The sequence below is a fragment of the Pseudomonas sp. NPDC088429 genome (assembly GCF_044753305.1).
GTDB classification, from domain to species: domain Bacteria; phylum Pseudomonadota; class Gammaproteobacteria; order Pseudomonadales; family Pseudomonadaceae; genus Aquipseudomonas; species Aquipseudomonas rustica.
Window position 1 is genome coordinate 1 of record NZ_JBIVMX010000050.1, and the last position, 23218, is coordinate 23218.

The 23218-nt window shown below is 59.3% G+C and carries 20 protein-coding genes; 7 read left to right on the forward strand and 13 right to left on the reverse strand.

Annotated features, from left to right (window positions below):
* The first annotated feature begins 231 nt into the window (after positions 1 to 231).
* Positions 232 to 1257 carry a tRNA (adenosine(37)-N6)-threonylcarbamoyltransferase complex transferase subunit TsaD gene (gene tsaD / locus ACIP66_RS21070; RefSeq protein ID WP_053124416.1) on the forward strand — a complete coding sequence of 342 codons (1026 nt, stop codon included), beginning with the start codon at positions 232 to 234 and terminating at the stop codon, positions 1255 to 1257.
* A gap of 23 nt (positions 1258 to 1280) precedes the next feature.
* Here the strand turns inward: tsaD and plsY are convergent, their stop codons facing one another.
* Positions 1281 to 1850, reverse strand: a complete 570-nt coding sequence (plsY, locus tag ACIP66_RS21075; protein WP_400650556.1) for a glycerol-3-phosphate 1-O-acyltransferase PlsY — start codon at positions 1848 to 1850, stop codon at positions 1281 to 1283.
* A gap of 74 nt (positions 1851 to 1924) precedes the next feature.
* Here plsY and folB point away from each other — a divergent pair, with 74 nt between their 5' ends.
* Together folB and folK are read left to right on the forward strand one after the other, a co-directional pair.
* Positions 1925 to 2281: a dihydroneopterin aldolase gene (folB, locus tag ACIP66_RS21080; protein WP_053124412.1), complete on the forward strand. Its 357-nt coding sequence runs from the start codon at positions 1925 to 1927 to the stop codon at positions 2279 to 2281.
* The gene (gene folK, locus ACIP66_RS21085; RefSeq protein ID WP_400650558.1) at positions 2272 to 2787 is read left to right on the forward strand and encodes a 2-amino-4-hydroxy-6-hydroxymethyldihydropteridine diphosphokinase; all 516 of its coding nucleotides are present in this window, start codon (positions 2272 to 2274) and stop codon (positions 2785 to 2787) included. Before folB ends, folK begins: the two co-directional genes overlap by 10 nt.
* 91 nt (positions 2788 to 2878) lie before the next feature.
* On the opposite strand, the gene ACIP66_RS21090 is transcribed toward folK, so the two are convergent.
* From ACIP66_RS21090 to ACIP66_RS21140, 11 genes are all read right to left on the reverse strand, one after another.
* Entirely contained in the window at positions 2879 to 4102 is a 1224-nt protein-coding gene (locus tag ACIP66_RS21090) for a multifunctional CCA addition/repair protein (RefSeq protein WP_400650561.1), read from the reverse strand.
* A gap of 63 nt (positions 4103 to 4165) precedes the next feature.
* The gene (locus ACIP66_RS21095) at positions 4166 to 5728 is read right to left on the reverse strand and encodes a SpoVR family protein (protein ID WP_053124404.1); all 1563 of its coding nucleotides are present in this window, start codon (positions 5726 to 5728) and stop codon (positions 4166 to 4168) included.
* Entirely contained in the window at positions 5725 to 6996 is a 1272-nt protein-coding gene (locus ACIP66_RS21100) for a YeaH/YhbH family protein (protein WP_053124403.1), read from the reverse strand. Before ACIP66_RS21100 ends, ACIP66_RS21095 begins: the two co-directional genes overlap by 4 nt.
* Before the next feature lie 121 nt (positions 6997 to 7117).
* Entirely contained in the window at positions 7118 to 9040 is a 1923-nt protein-coding gene (locus ACIP66_RS21105) for a PrkA family serine protein kinase (RefSeq protein ID WP_007910115.1), read from the reverse strand.
* A gap of 297 nt (positions 9041 to 9337) precedes the next feature.
* The gene (gene glpE, locus ACIP66_RS21110; RefSeq protein ID WP_400650566.1) at positions 9338 to 9667 is read right to left on the reverse strand and encodes a thiosulfate sulfurtransferase GlpE; all 330 of its coding nucleotides are present in this window, start codon (positions 9665 to 9667) and stop codon (positions 9338 to 9340) included.
* A 33-nt stretch (positions 9668 to 9700) separates the two neighbouring features.
* On the reverse strand, positions 9701 to 10582 hold the full coding sequence (locus ACIP66_RS21115; RefSeq protein ID WP_159814854.1) for a symmetrical bis(5'-nucleosyl)-tetraphosphatase: 882 nt from the start codon (positions 10580 to 10582) through the stop codon (positions 9701 to 9703).
* Positions 10582 to 10962, reverse strand: coding sequence for a Co2+/Mg2+ efflux protein ApaG (apaG, locus tag ACIP66_RS21120; RefSeq protein WP_016983136.1), 381 nt, complete (start codon positions 10960 to 10962; stop codon positions 10582 to 10584). The genes ACIP66_RS21115 and apaG overlap by 1 nt, the downstream gene beginning before the upstream one ends.
* A 112-nt stretch (positions 10963 to 11074) precedes the next feature.
* A complete protein-coding gene (rsmA, locus tag ACIP66_RS21125; RefSeq protein WP_053124397.1) occupies positions 11075 to 11893 on the reverse strand; it encodes a 16S rRNA (adenine(1518)-N(6)/adenine(1519)-N(6))-dimethyltransferase RsmA in 819 nt (272 codons plus the stop codon).
* The gene (gene pdxA, locus ACIP66_RS21130; RefSeq protein WP_400650571.1) at positions 11890 to 12879 is read right to left on the reverse strand and encodes a 4-hydroxythreonine-4-phosphate dehydrogenase PdxA; all 990 of its coding nucleotides are present in this window, start codon (positions 12877 to 12879) and stop codon (positions 11890 to 11892) included. The genes rsmA and pdxA overlap by 4 nt, the downstream gene beginning before the upstream one ends.
* Positions 12876 to 14192, reverse strand: a complete 1317-nt coding sequence (surA, locus tag ACIP66_RS21135; protein WP_400650573.1) for a peptidylprolyl isomerase SurA — start codon at positions 14190 to 14192, stop codon at positions 12876 to 12878. Before surA ends, pdxA begins: the two co-directional genes overlap by 4 nt.
* Positions 14173 to 16995, reverse strand: a complete 2823-nt coding sequence (locus tag ACIP66_RS21140; protein ID WP_400650576.1) for an LPS-assembly protein LptD — start codon at positions 16993 to 16995, stop codon at positions 14173 to 14175. The genes surA and ACIP66_RS21140 overlap by 20 nt, the downstream gene beginning before the upstream one ends.
* 130 nt (positions 16996 to 17125) lie before the next feature.
* Between ACIP66_RS21140 and ACIP66_RS21145 the strand changes: the two genes are divergently transcribed.
* The 3 genes from ACIP66_RS21145 to ACIP66_RS21155 are packed head-to-tail and all read left to right on the forward strand — an operon-like array spanning position 17126 to position 19582.
* Positions 17126 to 18145 carry an aminoglycoside phosphotransferase family protein gene (locus tag ACIP66_RS21145; protein ID WP_400650579.1) on the forward strand — a complete coding sequence of 340 codons (1020 nt, stop codon included), beginning with the start codon at positions 17126 to 17128 and terminating at the stop codon, positions 18143 to 18145.
* Positions 18142 to 18813 (forward strand): N-acetylmuramate alpha-1-phosphate uridylyltransferase MurU, encoded by a 672-nt coding sequence (murU, locus tag ACIP66_RS21150; protein ID WP_212550064.1) that lies wholly within the window; start codon positions 18142 to 18144, stop codon positions 18811 to 18813. Before ACIP66_RS21145 ends, murU begins: the two co-directional genes overlap by 4 nt.
* A gap of 1 nt (position 18814) precedes the next feature.
* Positions 18815 to 19582, forward strand: coding sequence for a TerB family tellurite resistance protein (locus ACIP66_RS21155; protein WP_053124388.1), 768 nt, complete (start codon positions 18815 to 18817; stop codon positions 19580 to 19582).
* 94 nt (positions 19583 to 19676) lie between these two features.
* On the opposite strand, the gene ACIP66_RS21160 is transcribed toward ACIP66_RS21155, so the two are convergent.
* Entirely contained in the window at positions 19677 to 20666 is a 990-nt protein-coding gene (locus ACIP66_RS21160) for an alpha/beta hydrolase family protein (protein ID WP_400650584.1), read from the reverse strand.
* Between the two features lie 73 nt (positions 20667 to 20739).
* Here ACIP66_RS21160 and ACIP66_RS21165 point away from each other — a divergent pair, with 73 nt between their 5' ends.
* Positions 20740 to 23133: a PAS domain S-box protein gene (locus ACIP66_RS21165; RefSeq protein ID WP_400650586.1), complete on the forward strand. Its 2394-nt coding sequence runs from the start codon at positions 20740 to 20742 to the stop codon at positions 23131 to 23133.
* Positions 23134 to 23218 lie beyond the last annotated feature (85 nt).

Consider the following 23218-nt stretch of genomic DNA (forward strand, 5'->3'; position numbering starts at 1 on the left):
GCATCGTACACATCACCACTGCCGGCTGGCATCCACAGCAACCTACAATCATCACCGGGGTCAACATCCACGCGGCAAAAGAGCACTTGAAGACGTCGCTATTTCACCGTACCGGATGTTAACCCCTCATCGCTCGGAATGCAAAGCCTCTGATCGAAAACCGCTGGTCGGGGCATCACGTGGCGACTATTATGCGCGCCTTCGAAGTCAGCCTAAACAAGGCGCAAACCCATGCTAGTACTGGGATTAGAAACCTCCTGCGACGAAACCGGCGTCGCATTATATGACAGTGAGCGCGGTCTGCTGGCCGACGCACTGTTCAGCCAGATCGACCTGCACCGCGCTTATGGCGGTGTGGTGCCGGAGCTCGCCTCGCGTGACCACGTCAAACGCATGCTGCCCTTGATTCGTCAGGTGTTGGCCGAAGCGGACTGTGTACCCACCGAGATCGACGCGATCGCCTATACCGCGGGCCCTGGCCTGGTTGGCGCGTTGCTGGTCGGCGCTTCCTGCGCTCAGGCGCTGGCGTTTGCCTGGGGCATTCCGGCGCTCGGCGTGCACCACATGGAAGGGCATTTGCTCGCGCCGATGCTGGAGCCAAAACCGCCGGAATTCCCGTTCGTCGCTTTGTTGGTCTCGGGCGGTCATACGCAGCTGGTTCAGGTCGATGGCATCGGTCAATACACCTTGCTCGGCGAGACGCTCGACGACGCTGCCGGTGAAGCTTTCGACAAAACCGCGAAAATGATGGGCCTGAATTATCCGGGCGGGCCGGAAATCGCCAAGTTGGCGGAGAAAGGCGTTGCAGGACGTTTCACCTTTCCGCGTCCGATGTGCGATCGCCCGGGCCTGCAATTCAGCTTCAGCGGTCTGAAAACCTCCGCGCTCAACGCCTGGCAGCAGTGCGTCAGCGCCGGGGACGACAACGAGCAAGCCCGTTGCGACATCGCGCTGGCGTTCCAGCAGGCCGTGGTGGAGACTTTGACCATCAAGTGCAAGCGCGCCCTGAAACAGGCGGGCATGAAGCGTCTGGTGATCGCTGGCGGCGTCAGCGCCAACAAGGCTTTGCGCGTTTCGCTGGAGAAAATGCTCGGCGACATGAAGGGCGATGTGTTTTATGCGCGTCCGGAGTTCTGCACCGACAACGGCGCGATGATCGCCTTTGCCGGTTGCCAGCGCTTGCAGGCCGGTCAGCAGGAAAGTCTGGCGATCAGCGTGCAGGCGCGTTGGCCGATGGAGCAGTTGTCGCCGCTGTGATGAGCGGCGCTCATGGACGGTATTTAAAAATGCCGTTCGCGCCCGGCAAACAGGTCGCGTAGATTGCCGCGGTGGCGCCAGACGATCAGCAGTGTCAGCGCGCTCATCGGCAGTAGCGCCTCCGGTTCTTGCCAGGCCAGCAGTGGCAGGGTCAGCGGCGTGGCGATCAGTGCCGCCAGCGAGCTGGTGCGGGTCAGGTAGAACGTCAGCAGCCAGGCACACACGGCCAGCAGCGCGGCGGGCGGATACAGGCCCAGCAGCATGCCGGCGGCGGTGGCGACACCTTTGCCACCACGGAAGCGGAAATACAGCGGGAACAGGTGACCGATCACGGCACACACGCCGATCCACGCCTGCTCCTGCAGCGAAAGGCCGACAGCCGAGCCAATCAGCACCGGCACCAGGCCTTTGCACAGATCACCCAGCAGGGTCAGGATCGCCAGTTTGCGACCGACCAGGCGGAGCATGTTGGTGGCGCCGGCATTACCCGAGCCACTCATTCGCGGATCCGGATTTCCGGTCAGGCGGCTGAGCAAAATGGCGAAGGACAGCGAGCCGAGCAGGTAGGCGAGAGTCGCCAGTAACCAAAACATGCTAACTATTCCGGGCGAGGACGCCCTGATTCTAACGGCGCATTGCGCCCTTGTCGTGCAGCGGAGAGAAGTGCTTGGACAGAGTGTTTATCGAGGGCCTGGAAGTCGATACCGTGATCGGTGCCTACGACTGGGAGCGCGGCATCCGCCAGTGCCTGCGTCTTGATCTGAGCTTCGCCTGGGACAATCGCCCGGCCGCCGCCGGTGACGACCTGACCCTGGCGCTCGATTACGCCAGCGTTTCCACACGGATTCAGGGTTTCGCCGAGCAAGCGCAGTTTCAACTGGTCGAGACGTTCGCCGAGCGTCTGGTCGAAGTGCTGATGAGTGAATTCAACATCACTTGGGTCCGGCTGAAGCTGACCAAGCCTGGCGCGGTGCCAGCGGCCAAGGGCGGCGTGGGTGTGGAGATCGAGCGCGGATGTCGCTGACTCAGGTCTACCTCGGGCTCGGTAGCAATATCGAGCGCGAAACCCATTTGCGTGCAGGTCTCGACGCGTTGGCGACGTTTCTGGTGGATATCCGCTGTTCGGCGGTGTTCGAGAGCCAGCCAGTCGGAATCAAAAGCGGGCCGTTCTTCAATTTTGTGGTGTCGGCGTTTACCGATCTGCCGTTGATTGAACTGGATCGTCGCTTGAAGTTTATTGAGGCGGATAACGGTCGATATGCCCCGGATCGCAAGGGCTTGCCGCTGGATATCGACGTGCTGTTGTACGGCGATCTGGCGGGCAATTTCGACGGTCTGGTGTTGCCGCGTGCGGAAATTCTGAAAAATGCTTTTGTGTTGTGGCCGTTGTCGCTGATTGCGCCGGATCGCGTGCATCCGGGTGTGGGAAAAAGCTTCGCGACATTGTGGGCAGAGGCGCAGATTGATCAGGTGCTGGCGCCGGTCGGGTTTGAGTGGCGCGGGCAGCAGCTCACGCCTTCGGATCTTTAAAAGCAAAAGATCGCAGCCTGCGGCACCTCCTACAGAGAAACGCGTATTCCCATGTAGGAGCTGCCGAAGGCTGCGATCTTTTGATCTTGCTTCAAGCGTTCTCTTTGTACACTTTCAATGCCTTAAGCCGCTCACGCTTCAGCGCCTCACCCAACTCAGGCCCCTTGAATCCCTTCTTCAGCAACGGCTGCACCGCAACCTCCCGCGCAACCTTCGCTGCACCGCGCAAATAATCCGCTTGTGGATAACTTCTCTGCTCCAGCCCCTTGCGGCCCCGGGCATCCATTTCGCACGCAGCGATAAATTCTTCAAACCGCTGCGGCCGGCGATACACGTCAAAACTCTGCAACAACTCCAGCAACGTCGAAGCCTTCAGCTCCAGCGCCCGGTGCCCATGGGTGTGGTATTTGCCAACCAGCAAGGCCAGTTCCTGGCAATCCTTCGGCGCTTTAAAGCGTTCGTTGACCGCTTTGATCAGCTTCAGTCCGGTGTGCTCATGGGCGATGTGCCGTGGCCATTCCTCTTCCGGTGTCAGGCCTTTACCAAGATCGTGCAGCAGGCAGGCCCAGCGTACGGTCAGCGGTTGTTTGTGCAGCGCTGATTGCTCCAGCACGCTGAGCGTGTGCAGCCCGGTGTCGATTTCCGGGTGATGCGCTTCCGGTTGCGGCACGCCGAACAGCGCATCCACTTCCGGCATCAAGACTTTCAGCGCGCCGCAATCACGAAGCACCTGAATGAATACCTGTGGCTGGTTTTCCATCAGCGCGCGGGAGATTTCTTTCCAACTGCGCTCAGCGGTCAGTGCCTCCAGTTCACCGGACTCACTGAGTTGACGCATCAACTCAAGCGTCTCCGGCGCAACGCTAAAACCGAGCCTGGCATAACGCGCCGCGAAGCGGGCTACACGCAGGACACGCAGGGGATCTTCGGCGAACGCCGGGGATACGTGACGCAGGATTCGCGCTTCAAGATCGCGCTGACCGTGGTATGGATCGGTCAGATTTTGCTGATCGTCTTCAGCGATGGCGTTAATGGTCAGGTCGCGGCGAATCAGGTCTTCTTCAAGCGTCACTTCGGGACTGGCGTGAAAGGTGAAGCCACCATAGCCGCGACCGCTTTTACGTTCGGTGCGGGCGAGGGCGTACTCCTCGCCGCTTTTCGGATGAAGAAACACCGGAAAATCTGCGCCGACCGGTCGATAGCCCTTGGCGAGCATTTCTTCCGTGGTAGCACCGACCACGACCCAATCGATATCGGTAACCGGTTTGCCCAGCAAGCGATCACGAACCGCGCCGCCAACCTTGAAAATCTGCATAAAAAACCTCCGTTAGCCCGACAGGATAACCCTTGCGCCGGACTTTCGGAGGCCAGAACCGTTTCAAAGATGAATGACGGCGAGATCGAGCCGGCCGTAATCCCCTTCGCTGTGTTCACTGCGCGGCGGCACGTGATGGGTTTTCATGATCTGGTCGCCCTGCAGCGTTTCCAGATGAATATCGAAGCCCCACAAACGGTGCAGGTGTTTGAGCACCTCTTCAGTGGAATCGCCAAGCGGTTTGCGGTCGTGCTGCTGGTGCCGCAGGGTCAGTGAGCGGTCGCCACGTCGATCGATGCTGTAAATCTGCACGTTCGGTTCACGGTTGCCGAGGTTGTATTGCGCGGCCAGAGTTTCGCGGATGATTCGGTAACCGGGCTCGTCATGGATCGCCGGCACCAGCAAATCGTCCTTTTGATCGTCATCCATGATGCTGAACAGTTTCAGATCGCGGATCACCTTCGGTGACAAATATTGCAGGATGAAGCTCTCGTCCTTGAAGCTGCTCATGGCGAATTTGATGGTCGACAGCCAGTCGCTCCCGGCGATGTCCGGGAACCAGTGGCGATCCTCTTCGGTAGGTTCCTCACACATGCGCCGGATGTCGCGGTACATGGCGAAACCCAATGCGTACGGGTTGATGCCGCTGTAGTAAGGGCTGTCGAAACCTGGCTGGAACACTACGCTGGTGTGTGAGGTGAGGAACTCCATCATGAAACCGTCGGTGACCAGGCCCTCGTCGTACAGGTCATTCATCAGCGTGTAGTGCCAGAACGTTGCCCAGCCTTCGTTCATCACCTGTGTCTGGCGCTGTGGATAAAAGTACTGGGCAATCTTGCGCACGATACGCACGATCTCGCGCTGCCAAGGCTCGAGCAATGGCGCGTGTTTCTCGATGAAGTAAAGAATGTTTTCCTGCGGCTCGGCCGGGAAGCGTGCGTTGTCCTTGTCGCTGTATTTGTCCGCGCCTTTGGGAATGGTGCGCCACAGATCGTTGATCTGCTTCTGCATGTGTTCTTCGCGATCCTTTTGCCGCCGGCGTTCTTCTTCGGCGGAAATAGGGTAGGGGCGTTTGTAGCGGTCGACGCCGTAATTCATCAGTGCATGGCAGGAGTCGAGCAAGTCCTCCACCGCGTCGATGCCGTGGCGCTCCTCGCACTGCATGATGTACTGCTTGGCGAACACCAGGTAATCGATGATCGAACTGGCGTCGGTCCAGGTGCGGAACAGGTAATTGCCCTTGAAGAAACTGTTGTGGCCATAGCACGCGTGCGCCACCACCAGTGCCTGCATGCAGATGGTGTTTTCTTCCATCAGATAGGCGATGCACGGATCCGAGTTGATCACGATCTCGTACGCCAGGCCCATCTGCCCGCGGCTGTAGGATTTTTCGGTGCTGAGGAAGTGTTTGCCGTAAGACCAGTGGTGATAACCCAGCGGCATGCCCACCGAGGCATAGGCGTCCATCATCTGCTCGGCGGTGATCACTTCGATCTGGTTGGGGTAGGTGTCCAGCGCATAGCCGGCCGCGATACGGGCGATTTCGCGGTCGTAGGTCTGGATCAGCTCGAACGTCCATTCAGAGCCGGTGGAAATGGGTTGGCGCTTCTGCTCTTTGGCGGTCATGTCACTAACCTGCGCTGGAAGAGTTCACGGAAGACCGGATAGATATCCCCGGCCGAGACCAGTTGCTGCTGGGCAAAAGTGTCAGAAAAAGCGTCGGCGATGCGTTCGTACTCGTACCACAAAGCCTGATGTTCGCGCGGGGTGATCTCCACGTAAGTGTAGTACTGCACAAACGGCATGATCTGGTTGATGAGGATGTCGCGGCAGATCGGCGAGTCATCGTTCCAGTTGTCGCCGTCGGAAGCCTGCGCCGCGTAGATGTTCCATTCGTTGCTCGGATAACGCTCGGCCATGATCTCTTGCATCAGTTTCAATGCACTGGAAACGATGGTGCCGCCGGTTTCCCGTGAATAGAAAAACTCTTCTTCGTCGACTTCGCGCGCACTGGTGTGGTGACGGATGAACACCACGTCAATCTTGTCGTAGTTCCGCTTGAGGAACAGGTACAACAGGATGAAAAAGCGTTTGGCGATGTCCTTGGTCGCCTGGGTCATGGAGCCGGACACGTCCATCAGGCAGAACATCACGGCTTTCGAGCTGGGATTTGGTTGCTTGATCAGCAGGTTGTATTTCAGGTCGAAGGTGTCGAGGAACGGTACGCGATGAATGCGCGCGCTGAGTTTCTCGATTTCTGCTTCGAGCTCCTGAATATCGCCAAAGTTATCTGGCTCTTCGCGTTTCAGCCGCTCGAGTTCTGCTTTGGCTTCGCGCAGTTTCGCCCGGCTACTGCCAGACAAAGCGATGCGCCGTGCATGGGCCGAACGCAGGGTGCGGATGATGTTGATCCGGGACGGGTTGCCTTCGTTACTGATCCCGGCGCGCACGGTTTTGAAGGTGTCGGTGCCGCTCAGGTTGCGTTTGACCAGGTTCGGCAGTTCGAGGTCTTCGAACATGAATTCGAGGAATTCTTCCTGGGTAATCTGGAAGACGAACTCGTCCATGCCTTCGCCGGAGTTACCGGCCTTGCCCGGGCCGCGTCCGCCGCCACCACCCGGTGGACGAGCAATGTGTTCGCCGGCGGTGAATTCCTTGTTACCGGGATGAACCACGGTCTGCTTACCGCCGCGCCCGTGGTGAAGCACCGGTTCGTCGATGTCGCGACCGGGAATGCTGATCTGTTCGCCGTGTTCCATATCCGTAATGGAACGCCGGCTGACCGCCTCTTCGACAGCCTTTTTGATGTGGTCACGGTAACGCCGCAGGAAACGCTGGCGGTTTACCGTGCTCTTGTTCTTGCCATTCAAACGTCGGTCGATCACATAACTCATAGGAAGCCCTCCGGGCAGCTTCAAGTTGTGAGCTTCAAGCTGCAAGTAAAAGCAGGTTCCCGGGCATCAGTGGGTTACGCGCTTTGTTCTTGCAGCTCGTAGCTAGAAGCTTGCAGCTGCTTCACTGCGACTTCCGTACCCGCAGGTACCATTCGGAAAGAAGCCGTACCTGTTTGTCGGTGTAGCCGCGTTCGACCATTCGAGTGACGAAGTCGTTGTGCTTTTGCTGATCCTCCTTGCTGGCCTTGGCGTTGAAGCTGATGACCGGCAGCAGATCCTCGGTGTTCGAGAACATTTTCTTCTCGATGACCACGCGCAGTTTTTCGTAGCTGAGCCAGGTCGGGTTCTTGCCGTTGTTGTTGGCCCGGGCGCGCAGGACGAAGTTGACGATTTCGTTGCGGAAATCCTTCGGATTGCTGATGCCGGCCGGTTTTTCGATTTTCTCCAGTTCTTCGTTCAGGGCAACACGGTTGAGGATCTCGCCGGTTTCCGGATCGCGGTATTCCTGATCCTGAATCCAGAAGTCTGCGTACAGCACGTAGCGGTCGAAGATGTTCTGGCCGTACTCGCTGTAAGACTCGAGGTAAGCGGTCTGGATTTCCTTGCCGATGAATTCGATATAACGCGGTGCTAGGTATTCTTTCAGGTAGCGCAGATAGCGCTCGCGGGTTTCGGCCTGGAATTGTTCCTGTTCGATCTGCTGTTCCAGCACATAGAGCAGGTGCACCGGGTTGGCGGCGATTTCATGCGGATCGAAGTTGAAGACCTTGGACAGGATCTTGAATGCAAAGCGGGTCGACAGACCGTTCATGCCCTCATCAACGCCTGCAGAGTCGCGGTATTCCTGAATCGACTTGGCTTTCGGATCGGTGTCTTTGAGGTTTTCACCGTCGTAGACGCGCATCTTCGAATAAATGTTGGAGTTTTCCGGCTCCTTGAGGCGTGACAGCACAGTGAACTGCGCGAGCATTTTCAGGGTGTCGGGTGCGCAATGCGCCTTGGCCAGAGAACTGTTGAACAGCAGTTTGTCGTAGATCTTCACTTCGTCGCTGACGCGCAGGCAATACGGCACTTTGACGATGTAGATCCGGTCGATGAACGCTTCGTTATTCTTGTTGTTACGGAAGGTGTGCCACTCCGATTCGTTGGAGTGGGCGAGCAGGATCCCGGTGAACGGAATCGCGCCGAGGCCTTCGGTACTGTTGTAGTTGCCTTCCTGGGTCGCGGTCAGCAATGGGTGCAGCACCTTGATCGGTGCCTTGAACATTTCGACGAATTCCATCAGGCCCTGGTTGGCCCGGCACAGCGCACCGGAGTAGCTGTAAGCGTCGGCATCATTCTGTGGGTATTCCTCGAGTTTGCGAATGTCGACTTTACCGACCAGCGCCGAGATGTCTTGGTTGTTCTCGTCACCCGGTTCGGTTTTGGCCACGGCGATCTGATTGAGGATCGACGGGTACAGTTTGACCACGCGGAACTGGCTGATGTCGCCGCCGAATTCGGCCAGGCGTTTGGTCGCCCAAGGCGACATGATGGTGTTCAGATAGCGCCGTGGAATGCCGAAATCTTCTTCGAGGATCGCGCCATCTTCGGTGGCGTTGAACAGACCCAAAGGCGATTCGAATACCGGCGAGCCCTTGATCGCGTAGAAGGGCACTTTCTCGATCAGCTGTTTCAGCTTCTCGGCCAGGGACGATTTACCGCCACCGACGGGGCCGAGCAGGTAAAGGATTTGTTTCTTCTCTTCCAGGCCTTGGGCGGCATGGCGGAAATACGAAACGATCTGGTCGATGCATTCTTCCATCCCGTGGAAGTCTTCAAAGGCCGGATAGCGACGGATCACCTTGTTGGAGAAGATGCGTGACAGCCTCGAATTGGTCGAGGTGTCGAGCAGTTCCGGTTCGCCGATGGCCAGCAATAGACGCTCGGCGGCGGAAACGTAGGCGCTTCGGTCTTTCTTGCACAGCTCCAGGTACTCTTGCAGCGAGAGTTCTTCCTGGCGTGTGGACTCGAAGCGTTGTTGGAAGTGGCTAAAGATACTCATGACGTCACCTCGCTCGATACGTGGAGCCGACGCCGGATCACTCAGTCGATGCTGGCAAACAACCGTTTTGGCAGCTGTTTGTTTACCCCCCAGAACACTTTCACGATCGACAATCGCGAAAGTCACTCCCGATGACCCGTGCGCCGGTGTACCGGCTCTCCCCTGTTTTGGATGGCCTGGGCTTAAGGATAGTTGGGAATTCAGGAGGTAAAGGCGAGATACGTAATTAGTTGTGGCAAGACCGTTCGTCTGCCCGCGCAGGCCCACGGCAGCCGGGGCCTGCGCGTGACAAAAAAATTATCCGGCGGTGCCTTGCGCGGTTTCCGCAGGATAAGTCGTACGCCACAGCTCGAAGCCGCCGTCCATGCTGTAGACGTCGGAAAAGCCTTGGCTGATCAGGTAGGCCGCAGCGCCCTGGCTGGAATTGCCGTGGTAGCAGACGACCACGGTCGGTGCATCAAGGTCAGCGCCTTGAATGAAGGCGTGCAGGGAATGATTGTCCAGATGCTTCGAGCCGCTGATGTGCAGGGCAGCGAAAGTCGCCGGATCACGGACGTCGACGACGACGGCCCCTTGCTCACGCAGGGCCTGGGCCTGTTCCGGGGGGATTCGTTTGAATTCGCTCATGGCGGGTTCCTGTTGCTCGGCTGAAAGCGCAGTTTAACGCGGTGCGTTGACTGGCGAAGTTTCGGGGATAAGTGGTGCGACGGTTGGCGCGAGGCCACCGTGTTCGTCGCATTTGCATGACAGGCGTTCGCCGCTGTCGACATTCATCAGGGTCAGGCTGCCGCCCCAGACACAACCGGTATCCAGTGCCGAAATGCCTGGCTCATGGATATTGCCTTCAAGGGCTGCCCAGTGACCAAAGATGATGCGCAGGCCTTTGGTCTTGCGCTCTTTGTGCTGAAACCACGGTTTGTAGCCGGGCGGGGCGGTATCCAGACCTTCCTTGCTCTTGAGGTCGAGCTTGCCCTCGGCGGTGCAGAAACGCATGCGCGTGAAGTAGTTGGTGATCACGCGCAGGCGAGTCACGCCTTTGAGGTCGTTGTCCCATTTCGCCGGATCGTTGCCGTACATGCCGTCGAGGTAGGCGGGGAACAGGTTGTCGTCGCGCAGCGCTGTTTCGACTTCATCCGCGCACTTCAAGGCGCGGCGCAGTGACCATTGCGGTGGAATGCCGGCGTGAACCATGGCGACATCACGCATTTCGTCGTAGTGCATCAGCTTCTGCTGGCGCACCCATTCAAGCAATTCGGCACAGTCCGGTGCGTCGAGAATCTCGCGCAAGGTGTCGGACTTCTTCAAACGCTCGATATTTTTGGCGGCCGCCAGTAGATGCAGATCGTGATTGCCCAACACGCAGACCAGCGACTCGCGCATGCCGTACAGAAAGCGCAGGGTTTCCAATGACTGCGGGCCTCGGTTGACCAGATCGCCGACCAGCCATAGCCGATCGAGCGTCGGGTCGAACGCGACTTGCTTGAGCAGACACTTCAGCGGTTCGAGGCAGCCTTGCAGGTCGCCGACGGCATAGGTTGCCATCAGTGCAAGGCCCCGGGCACCGCCAGGCGGAAAGGTTTGATGATCGCATCGAAATGTTTGCCGTCGTCGGCGACCATTTCGTAAGTGCCCTGCATGGTGCCGACCTTGGTGGTCATTACCGTGCCGCTGCTGTAGGTGTGGCTTTGCCCGGCATTGATCAGCGGTTGCTGACCCACCACGCCGGCGCCGCGTACTTCTTCGACGTGGCCGTCGCCATCGGTGATCACCCAGTGCCGCGACAGCAGTTTGGCCGGGATCGCGCCATTGTTCTGCACGGTGATGGTGTAGGCGAAGGCGAAACGGTCGTGCTCGGGTTGCGATTGGTCTGCCAGATAGCGGGTAACGACGCTGACATCGACCTGGTAACGGGAATCGGACATGCAAGGGGCCTTAACGAAGCGGAACGCGGGGCGTAGCTGATGGGGAATCAGTCTAGGCAAGTATCGGGCAGTAAACCAGAGTGGCGTCCTGCCCGATAGCGTTCATCGTATGTCAGTCGGCGGCGGGGGAGGCCGGGACTTGCACTGCGAGCTGATCGGCCAGGCGCACGAATGCGGCCAGATCCAGTTGCTCCGGACGCAGGCTGCCATCAACGCCAGCGGCTTCGATCTCGGCATTGCTGAGCAATTGTTTGAGGGTGTTGCGCAGAGTCTTGCGACGCTGGTTGAAGGCTTCGCGCACAACGCGCTCCAGCAACTTGTGATCCTTGGCCGGGTGCGGCAGCACGGCATGCGGCACCAGACGAACGATCGCCGAATCAACTTTTGGCGGCGGGTTGAACGCGCCCGGGCCAACGTTGAACAGATGTTCGACGCGGCAGTGGTACTGAACCATGATCGACAGACGACCCCAGTCACCACCGCCAGGGCCTGCGGCCAGACGCTCGACCACTTCTTTCTGCAGCATGAAGTGCATGTCGCGAATGATGCCGGCGTTGTTCAACAGGTGAAAAATCAGCGGCGTCGAAATGTTGTACGGCAGGTTACCGACCACACGCAGGCTGTTTGGCGCGGCGTTGAGCGTGTTGAAGTCGAACTTCAGCGCATCGCCCTGGTGCAGGTTGAAATTGCTCTTGCCGGCGAACTGCTGGTTGAGGATCGGGATCAGATCCTTGTCCAGTTCCACCACGTCGAGCTGCCCGCCGGAATTCAGCAGGCCGGCGGTCAGTGCGCCTTGGCCCGGGCCGATTTCCAGCAGGCGATCGTCAGGCTTGGCGCTGATGGAGCGCAGGATGCGGTCGATAACGCCGGCATCGTGCAGGAAGTTCTGGCCAAAGCGTTTGCGCGCCTTGTGTTGGTATTGCTCGGTCATAAACGGGTCTCGGCCATCTGGTAGGCGGTTTCCAGGGCGACTTGCAGGCTGCCGGTGTCGATCTTGCCGCTGCCGGCCAGATCCAGGGCAGTGCCGTGGTCGACCGATGTGCGGATGATCGGCAGGCCCAGGGTCACGTTGACGGCAGCGCCGAAGCCTTTGTACTTAAGCACAGGCAGGCCCTGGTCGTGGTACATCGCCAGCACTGCGTCGCATTGCTCCAGATATTTGGGGGTAAACAGAGTGTCGGCAGGCAGCGGGCCACGAAGGTCCATGCCCTCGCCGCGCAGGCGCTCTAATGTCGGTTCAATGATGTCGATTTCTTCATGGCCCAGGTGTCCGCCTTCGCCAGCGTGCGGGTTGAGTCCGCACACCAGAATGCGTGGCTGGGCGATGCCGAATTTGTTTTGCAGATCGCTGTGCAGAATTCGCGTGACCCGTTCCAGCCGTTCCGGCGTGATCGCATCGGCAATCTCGCGCAAGGGCAGGTGCGTGGTGACCAGTGCCACGCGTAAACCGCGTGTCGCCAGCATCATCACAACCTGTGCGGTATGGGTCAGGTCAGCGAGAAATTCCGTATGCCCGGAGAACGGAATGCCCGACTCGTTGATCACGCCTTTGTGTACCGGTGCGGTGATCATCCCGGCGAAATCGCCGTTCAGACAGCCGTTGCCGGCACGGGTCAGGGTTTCAAGGACGAAAGCAGCGTTGGCCTTGTCCAGTTGCCCGGCCACCACGGGGGCGCTGAGCGGGGTATCCCAGACGTACAGGCTGTTGGCGGGCGCCGGGGCGTCCGGCCAGTGATTCGGGCCGACATCCAGCAAGTTGACGGCCAGCCCCAACTGCGCGGCCCGCTCATTGAGCAGGTCGCGGCTGGTGATGGCAATCAGGGGATGTGGCTGGGCTTGCGAGGCGAGCAGCAGGCACAGGTCGGGACCGATGCCGGCTGGTTCGCCGGGTGTCAGCGCGAAACGCTTGGGTTTCACTGCGCTGCCTGGTCTGCACCAGGGAGTTTGATCTCTACGTACGCTTCGTCACGGATCTGACGCAACCAGGTTTGCAGCTCTTCGTCGTATTTGCGGTTACGCAGTACGGTCATGGCTTGCTGCTCGCGGGCCTGTTCGGTGCTGTCAGTGGCACGACGGCCAAGGACTTCCAGAACGTGCCAGCCGTATTGGGTCTGGAATGGCTTGGACAGCTGACCTTGTGGGGTCTTGGCCATCACTTCGCGGAATTCCGGCACCAGTGCGCCCGGGTCAATCCAGTTCAGGTCGCCGCCGTTGAGCGCCGAACCCGGGTCTTCGGAGTAGCTTTTCGCCAGTTCAGCGAAGTCTTCGCCAGCCAGAATGCGGTCATACAGCGACTGCACCAGGGCTTTGGTTTTGGCTTCGTCGCGAATCGGGCTTGGCTTCACCAGAATATGGCGGACATGCACTTCGTCTCGCATCTGGGTCTCGCCACCACGCTTGGCCAGCAGCTTGAGGATGATGAAACCACCCGGTGTACGCGCTGGTTGAGTGATGTCGCCTACGGCCATGCTGCTCAGCTCGCGGTCGAACGGAGGTGGCAATTGAGCAGCTTTACGCCAGCCCATGTCGCCGCCTTCCAGTGCGTTGTCGCTGGCGGATTTGGCTACAGCCAATTGACCGAAGTCGGCGCCTTGTTTGAGCTGCTGGTAAACATCCATGGCCTGACGGGCAGCGTTCTGAATTGCTTCAGAGTTGGCGCTTTCTGGGGTTGGAATCAGGATATTGGCCAGGTGCAGTTCTTCCGACAGCTGCATTTTGCCCAGATCGGAAGCGAGGAAGTTTTTCACTTCCTGCTCGGAGACCTGGATGCGTTCTGCCACACGACGCTGACGCACACGGCTGATGACCATTTCACGGCGAATCTGATCACGAGCGTCGTCGTAAGACAGACCGTCGTGAGCCAGGGCAGCGCGGAATTGATCCACAGTCATGTTGTTGCGTTGAGCAATGGTGCCGACAGCCTGGTTCAGCTCTTCATCGGTGATGCGGATGCCGGAACGTTCGCCGATCTGCAGTTGCAGGTTTTCGACGATCAGGCGCTCAAGCACCTGTTGATCCAGTACGCCCGGAGGCGGCTGGCCGCCTCCACGCTTGGCGATGGTCTGCTGAACTTCGTGGACACGCTGATCCAGTTGGCTCTGCATGACCACGTCGTTGTCGACGATCGCGACCACTTTATCGATGGACTGAACGGCGGCGTTACCCGCCGTACTCAGGAACAGCGCGCCCAGCATCAGCGGGCGCAGACAATCAGAAAGCTTGGTCTTCACGTTGACGATAACCTTGGATGCCTTTGTCGAGGAAACTCTCAGCCTTGGCGCCAGTCAGGCCGCCCAGTCCCTTCAGAACAATTTGGAGGAAGACGCCGTGGTCGCCTTTTTCGTTTTGCGGAGCTTCCTGACTGAATTCGTCGTAGGAAACCCAGTAACGGTTGATCAGGCGCAGTTTCCAGCAGCAGTTGTCGTATTCGAAACCACCGAAGGCTTCCAGCGTACGGTTGCGGTTGTAGTCGTACTGCCAGCGGCTAATCGCGCTCCACTGCGGAACGATCGGCCAGATGACCGAGAAGTCATGCTGCTGGATTTTATAGTAGTCCTTCACGTAGCCAGGAGTACCAGGGGTGCCGTAGTCACCGCCGCCAACAGTCCACTTACCGGTGTTCTGGTCGTAGCGAACCTGGTCGTTGCGATAGCGATAGCCGACGTTGACGATCTTGTTCGGATTGTCTTCAGGCTGGTAGTGGAACATCGCGCTGCCGGAACGCGGGCTGCGGCTGTCCGGATCCCAGTTGTAATCGGCAGTGGTGCGCCAATCGCGGTTCCAGCGATATTCGTATTCGAGTGCATAGGGCGAAACGTTGGCCCGCGCATCGTCACGGTCGGCGAAGCTGATGCCCGGCAACTGAACCTTGCGATCCTTGAAGTACAGGGCCTGGCCGACGCTGATGCGCTGACGCTCAAAGCCATCGTCTTCAATCCAGCGACTGGTCACGCCCAGCGACAGTTTGTTCTCGTCACCAACGCGGTCGGCACCGGAGAAGCGGTTGTCACGGAACAGCGATGCATAGTTGAAGGTGTATTCGCTGGTATCGAATACCGGAATATCTTCCTGATCTTTCTCTGGTACGTAGAGGTAGTACAGGCGCGGTTCCAGAGTCTGATTGTAATTCTTGCCAAAGTAGGAAGTCTTACGATCGAAATACAGACCACTGTCGATGCTGGCGATAGGTACGCCACGGTTCTGGTTGCTGTCGAACGTGCCGTTCAACTTGTCCTGTTCAGGGGTCTGCTGGGCGATCTGGGATTTGCCGGTACCGTCCAGATCCAGTTGGTACTGAGTGTACTGGTACTTAAGCGATGGCTTAAGGAAGCCATAAGTCCAGTTCATCGGCAGGCTGACACCCGGCTTCAGGTTCAGGCGGTCACCGTTCGCACGATCCAGCCCACGAATGTTGTTATCCAGACGCGGCGTGCCGACGGTGCCATCTTCGTTGAACGGCCCGCCATCTTTATCGGTGTAGTTGCCGGTTTTCAAATCCCGGTCGAAACGAACCAGCTCAGTCTCGTAATCGAATTGCAGGCCTTCCGGGTGAACCGGCAGCTGACCATTGAAAGTGATCTGCGGCAGACGGTCATACGGGGTGGTGTTAGCTACGGTGGCCAGTTGATAGGACTGGGCGTTCAAACGCGCCGTGTAACTGTCGCCTCGATAGGTAACCGAACCCTGCTGGTTCACATAGTCAGCACTTTTCACGCCGATCTGATCGGTATCCAGATCCTGGAAGTAGTACGGGTCGCTGATCTTGGTGTAGTCGACTTGCGTCAGGATGCGCGAGTCCAGGCCACCCTTGTGCTGCCAGTTGTACATGTAGCGGGTCGACTTGGAGTCGGTCTGCTTGTCGCGATCGTCATCCTCGTCGTTGAGGAACGCCGCGCCGAATTGACCTTCACTCGACTTGGTCAGGTAACGGAACTCACCCTCGACCAGCATGCCGCGCTTGCTCATGTAACGTGGATACAACGTGGCGTCGTAGTTTGGCGCCAGGTTGAAGTAGTACGGTGTCACCAGCAAGAAGCCAGTATCGCTGCCGGTGCCGATGGTCGGCGGCAGGAAGCCTGATTGACGACGGTCGTCGATCGGGAAATAGATGTACGGGGTGTACAGGATCGGAATGTCCTTGACCCGCAGTGTCACGTTGGTCGCGGTACCGAAACCGGTGGCCGGGTTCAAGGTGATGTTGTTGCCCTTGAGCTGCCAGGCGTTGCTGTTCGGTTCGCACGTGGTGTACGTGCCGTCCTTCAAGCGGATGATCGCGTTCTCGGCACGCTTGGCGTACAGCGCGCTGCCGCGGATACGCGATTTGTGCATCACGTATTCGGCGTTGTCGACCTTGGCTTCACCGGTGTCGAGCTGAACATCGGCGTGGTCGCCGACGATCAGCGCGCCGTTGTCGCGAATACGCACACCGCCGTTGAGTTCGGCGCGGCTCTCGGCCTGGTACAGGCTCGCCTCGTCGGATTCAACCTGCATGCTGCCCTGACGCAAGACGACATCACCGGCCAGCGTACCGACTTGATCATCGGTGTTATAGCGCGAGGCTTTTGCGCCGATAAAGGTAGGCGCATCGCTTTTGCTCGTCTTGTCATTCATGCCAGGACGAGACGGCTCGATGTAGGCACCCGAGCAATACGGGCCGGTTTCGGCCAGTTGCGCGGCGGTCAGCTTCTCGCGCGGAACCCAGTCGAGGTGACTGTAGTCTTCGCTACGGGCTTTCAGGCCGCGGCCTTTGGCTTCGGTGACGAGTGCTGTTTTAGGGCCAGTGTCGGCGGTCGAACCGTTTTCGGTCGCAGCGTCGCCGGCAGCGCTGACGGCACTGCCGTCATGCACTGGGCGCGGAGGCAATGCAGCCGCCGTCGCCTTGGGCGCACAGGCCCAACCACCCGTTGCCGAGACGGAGCAGTCATACTGCTCGGCAGCAACAACGAATTGACTGGCCAGAGGTTGCATAGCCAGCAGACTGCCGGTTACCAACAACGGAAATTTTTTACGAAACGCGGGGGATTTCAATGCCATCTTATTAGTCCGGGCTTCCTGCGTGCCATCTGCCCGCGGTGTGGGCCGCACGCCTCTCGATGGTCTGAAAAAGATGCTGGATAATAAAGCATGACCCGCTTGACGGCTAGCGCCGTCGGAGACCCTTGCAATGCCTGACCAAGATGTACGCTTGCAACACCTGAAAGTTTGGCTCGATGAACAGCTGGCAATCCTCTTTGCAGATCAGGGTTGGGGCGCTGTGCCCCCGGCCACGTTGACTGCGGCCAGCAGCGACGCGAGTTTCCGCCGTTACTTCCGTTGGGAAGGCGAGGGCAAAAGCTTTGTCGTCATGGACGCTCCGCCACCCCAGGAAAACTGCAAACCGTTCGTGGATATCGCTTTTTTGCTGGCGAAATCCGGAATAAATGTGCCGAAAATTTACGCAGAAGACCTCGAACGCGGTTTTCTTTTGCTCAATGACCTGGGCAACAAGACCTATCTCGACGTGATCGATGGCGAAAATGCCGACGCATTGTTCAGCGATGCCCTGCAAGCACTGCTGGCTTTTCAGCAGTTGCCGATGGTCGCGCCGCTGCCGAGTTACGACGTCGCCTTGCTGCGCCGTGAGCTGGAACTGTTCCCCGAGTGGTACGTGAAACGTGAACTCGGCGTCGAATTCGATTCGGCCCAGCAACAACAGTGGCAGCAGATCAGCGATCTGTTGATCGACAGCGCACTGGCCCAACCGAAAGTGCTGGTGCACCGCGACTACATGCCGCGCAACCTGATGCTCAGCGAGCCGAATCCCGGCGTGCTGGATTTCCAGGACGCGGTCTACGGCCCGGTCACCTACGACGTCACCTGCCTGTTCAAGGATGCGTTCCTCAGCTGGCCTGAAGAACGTGTGCGCGGTTGGCTGGAAAATTACTGGCAGCAAGCCTCGGCATTGAATGTTCCGGTGCAGTCGAACTTCGAAGACTTCCTGCGCGCGAGCGACCTGATGGGCGTGCAGCGTCACCTGAAAGTCATCGGCATCTTCGCGCGCATCTGCCACCGCGATGGCAAGCCGCGTTACCTGGCTGACGTACCGCGTTTCTTCTCCTATATAGAAGCAGTGATCGCCCGTCGCCCGGAACTGGCCGAGTTGCAAGCGCTGTTCACCAGCCTGCGGGGTGGAGCGACAGCATGAAGGCAATGATTCTGGCGGCAGGCAAAGGCGAGCGCATGCGCCCGCTGACCCTGACTACTCCTAAACCGCTGGTGCGCGCCGGCGGCGTGCCCTTGATCGAATATCACCTGCGCGCCCTCGCGGCCGCCGGTTTCAACGAGATCGTGATCAACCACGCCTGGCTCGGTCAGCAGATCGAGGATTACCTCGGTGACGGTTCGCAATTCGGCCTGAGCATCCAGTACTCGCCGGAAGGTGAGCCGCTGGAAACCGGCGGCGGGATTTTCCGTGCGCTGCCGTTGTTGGGTGACGATGCGTTTCTGGTGGTCAACGGTGATATCTGGACGGATTACGACTTCAGCGTGCTGCACCAGCCGATTAACGGTCTGGCGCATCTGGTGCTGGCGGACAACCCGGCGCATCACCCAACCGGCGACTTTTCTCTGGTCGATGGGCAGGTGATTGATGGCCAGGCCGATGCTGCGACTTTGACCTACAGCGGTATCGCGGTACTGCATCCGCAACTGTTCGACGGCTGCACGGACGGCGCCTTCAAACTCGCGCCGCTGCTGCGTAAAGCCATGGCCGAAGGCGAAGTCACTGGCGAACGTCTCAAAGGTCACTGGGTGGATGTCGGCACCCACGAGCGTCTCGCTGAAGCCGAAACCTTGATAGAAGCGAGTCGCTAACATGCTTTGGCCAGGGACTCTGATTGGAGCCGGAGCGGGTTTTGCGATCGCCAGCATTCCGGGGGCCATGCTTGGGGCGTTGTTGGGGCAGGCGCTGGATCGGCGTCTGCACTTGCAGAGCTGGGGGCATTTACGCGAAAAACTCGGCGGTCGACCGATGTTGCGCAACGACGAATTGTTGTTTGTACTGCTCGGGCGTCTGGCCAAGAGTGACGGGCGCGTCACTGACGGGCATATCCAGCAGGCGCGCAACGAAATGCGTGCGCTGGAAATGAGTGATCCGGCAATGCGTCGGGCGATTGCCGCATTCAATCGCGGCAAGTCGGGTAACGACAGTCTGCGCGGGTACCTGCGTCGGCTCAGCGGCCAGCCCCATGCTGCCGAAGGTGTCTTGCGCGCCTGTTGGCGGATGGTCTGGGCGGATGGTCGCGCCGGTGTCAGCGAACGTGAATTGTTGGCGCAGTGGGGTAAGTGGCTGGGCTGGACAGTGCAGCAGGTGCAGGCGCTGGCCAGTGATTACGAGCCCGGCAAAAGGCCAATTGTCAGTGCGGCGGTGAGTTATCAGGAGGCGATGCGTTTGCTCGGGGTGTCGGCCAATAGCGAACCGGCGCAGATCAAACGGGCGTACCGGCGGCTGTTGAGTCGGCATCACCCGGACAAGATTGCCGGCACGGGAGCAACGACGGCGCAGGTGCGTGAGGCAACCGAGCGTACGCGTGAGTTGCACAATGCCTACACATTGATTCGTGAGCGGCGGGATTTTCGCTGACCGTTGAAGATCAAAAGATCGCAGCCTTCGGCAGCTCCTACCTTGGAATGCGTTTCCTGTAGGAGCTGCCGAAGGCTGCGATCTTTTTGCTTTATCAGTCGGTGTACTGCGGATTCAACCAGCCGCGCACCCGACGGACCAACTGTTCCTGCTCAGCCTTCTTGTCCGGCAACGCCTGCAATGCCACCTGGCTAAACGCCGAAGTCTTCAAGCGCTTGCTCGCCTGCATACGCTCCAGCGCTGCGTTGCGATCCAGCGCCTTGTCCATGTAGAAAATATCTGCGGTCGGCAATTTCAATGTCGGTGTCAGTTCCGCCAATGCCGGTTTGGCTTTGGCCGGTGTCTGCGCATCGACCATTACAAACTTCTCCACCTGCGCGGTCTGCTTCTCGCTGAGATAACGCGCCGCCCAATAAGCCCCGGTGCCATGCCCGAGCACGACAATGCTGCGCGCGCTCTGCTGTTCGGCATAGGCAATGGCCGCGTCGATGCGGGCGAAGATGCGCTCGCCGTCAGCCTTTTCCTGTTCTTCCACGGTGTCGGCCGCAACTTGATCGACAACTTCGGCTTCACCGCCGGCGGCCTGCTCGATCGGTTGTGCGGTGGTGGCATCCTTGCTGCCGGTTTCCGGCGCTTTCGGCGCGGCGGCGGGCTCGACGACGCGCGGTGCGATGGCATCGCTTTGCAGATCGGGCAGGGTGATACTCAGGCTGCTCCACTTGGCGTCGGGCAATTTTTGCCGCAACGGGCCGATTGCTTGCGGCCAGTCAGCGGTTTCGCCGGCGCCGGGGATGATAATCACCGCGCCCTTGGGTTCGGCGGTGTTGGCGGTTTTCCACAGGGCGAGGAAGGTGTCGCTGCCGGCCTGCAACTGTTGCTGCTCTTGCGCCGGAACCGTACGGCCGAGTGCGGCGGCTTCTTCCTGACTACGCTCAAGCAGTGGCTGGCGTTCGGCGGGTTTCGCTTCGGCAGGTTTTTCCGCCGAGGCGGCGGGCGCCGGATCGGCGGCTTCGACGGAAAACGCACAAGGCAGGATCAGCGACAGGCACAATGCTGGCATTGCCAGGCGGTAGACAGAGGGCATCGGTTATTCCAGGCCAGAAATGTATCCGGCAGCCTAATGGGTTGGTCAGAATTTGTCAGTGTATGAGACTTCAATGAAGCGATTTTGCTGCCTCTGGTTTATCGGCTGGTTGTGCTTTCCCTTGATTGCCTGGGCGGTGCCTGAGCCGTCGGCGCACGCTGCGCAATTGACGGCGAGCCAGCAACAGTGGCTGGCGCAACACAAAGAGCTGCGCGTCGGTCTGGTGTTGCAGGCGCCGTTTGCGCAATACGACCGGCGTCTGCAAAAGCTGTCCGGAGCCAATGTCGAGTTGATGAAGTCGTTGGCCAAGGTGCTCAATGTCGAACTGAGCTGGCGCAACTTTCAAGACCTCGCGCAACTGGAAGCGGCGGTGCGCGAAGGTGAAATCGACATCGCCCCCGGCCTGATGCAAACCCCGAGCGCGCTGCGTCTCTGGCAGTTTTCCGACCCCTACATGCGCGTGCCGCAACTGGTGGTCAGCGATCAGAAAGCCAGCGGCACGATCGATCTGGAAAAACTCGACAGCCAGACCCGCGTCGCCGTGCGCATGCCCAGCGCGACTGCCGATTATCTGCGCGGCAACTATCCCCATCTCAACTTGCAAGGCGTGCCGCTCGAGCGTCAGGCGTTGCAGTTGCTGCTGAGTCAGCAGGCGTCCTACGCGGTGGTCGATGAGGCACAACTTGGGCGATTGTCTGTAGAGCCTGAGTTCGCCGAACTGGTAGTGGTTGGCGATATCGGTCTGCCGCAATTGTTGCGGGTTGCTTCGCGACGGGATTGGCCGGAGCTGGCCGGCATCGTCCAAAGCGCTTTGCGCGCGATCCCGGCGAAAGATCTGGAGCGCCTGCACAATCAATGGCTGCAACCGAAATACCCGCGATTGTCGGAGTCGCCGGGCTTCTGGCAAAACCTCGCGCTGTTGTTTGCGGTGATGTTGCTCAGTTGCGTGGCGATCGTGTTCTGGCAACGGCGCCAGCAGCACAGCCTCGAACAACGGTTGCTCGCCGCCCGGGAAGACATTGCCTTGCGCGCCGCCAGCGAAGAAGCGCTGCGGCTGACGCAATTTTCCATCGATCAAAGCACCGTCGGCATCCTCTGGGTCAACTGGGACAGCCATGTGCGCTACGCCAATCGCGCGGCGGAAAACATGCTCGGTTATCCCTCGGGCGGGTTGATCGAGCGGCCGCTGATCGACTTCGAACCGGGTCTGCACATGGATCGCTGGCTCAATCTCTGGAAGCGTGCGCGAGCGAGCGAGGAAGGGCCGTTGAGTTTTGAAACCAGTTGCGTGCGTGCCGACGGCAGTATTTTGCCAGCGGATGTGTCGCTGAGTTTTCTGCGTTTTCGCGACAGTGAATACCTGGTGGTCTACCTCACCGACGTCACCGACCGCCGTCGCGCACTGGCCGCGTTGCAGGAAAGTGAGGCGCGCCTGCAAGGCATCGCCGCCAACGTGCCGGGATTGGTATTCCGGCTGGAGCGCGCGCCGGTGACCGGGCAGATCGACTTTGCCTACATCAGTGAGGGCAGCGAAAGTCTGGTCGGCTACGCGCCGGCCGCCATCGCCCATCGCGACATGGGCCTGCGCAGTCTGGTGCACCCGGACGACAAGGCCAGTTATCACCGCACCCAGGATCAAGCGCTGGACACCGACAGCGACTGGTCGTGGCAGGGCAGAATTGTTACGCGACAGGGCCAGCAGCGTTGGGCCGAAATCAAGGCGATCACCCGGCAACTGGAGGATGGCGCGTACGTCTGGGACGGCATCGTCTGGGACATCACCGAGAGCAAACGCATTGAACTGGAACTGGCCGATTCTCGTGAACAGCTGCGCGAACTGTCGGCGCACCTTGAAAGCGTGCGCGAAGAAGAGAAGGCGCGCATCGCCCGCGAAGTGCACGATGAGCTGGGGCAGATGCTCACGGTGCTGAAACTGGAGACATCGATGTGCGAATTGGCCTACGCGCAACTCGACCCGGGCCTGAACGAACGGCTCAACAGCATGAAGCGCCTGATCGCCCAGTTATTCCAGTTGGTGCGTGATGTGGCGACGGCGCTGCGGCCACCGATTCTGGATGCCGGGATCGCGTCGGCGATCGAATGGCAGGCGCGACGATTTGAAGCGCGTACGCAGATTCCATGTCTGGTGCAGGTGCCGGAGAATCTGCCGGCGCTGAGTGATGCCAAGGCGATTGGGTTGTTCCGGATTTTGCAGGAAGCGCTGACCAACGTGATGCGTCATGCTCAGGCGCATACTGTGGAGCTGACGCTGGCGCTGGAGGGCGATGAGTTGTGCCTGACGGTTGCCGATGATGGCGTAGGATTTGTCGCCGCTACCGGTAGGCCGACTTCGTTTGGTTTGGTCGGCATGCGCGAGCGGGTGTTGATCATGGGTGGGCGGTTGGTGCTGGAGAGTGAGCCGGGGGAGGGTACCAGTCTGAATGTCTGGGTACCTTTGGATCGCTAGAAGATCGCAGCCTGCGGCAGCTCCTACAGGGGAATGCGATCAATGTAGGAGCTGCCGAAGGCTGCGATCTTTTGCCCTTAAAAAC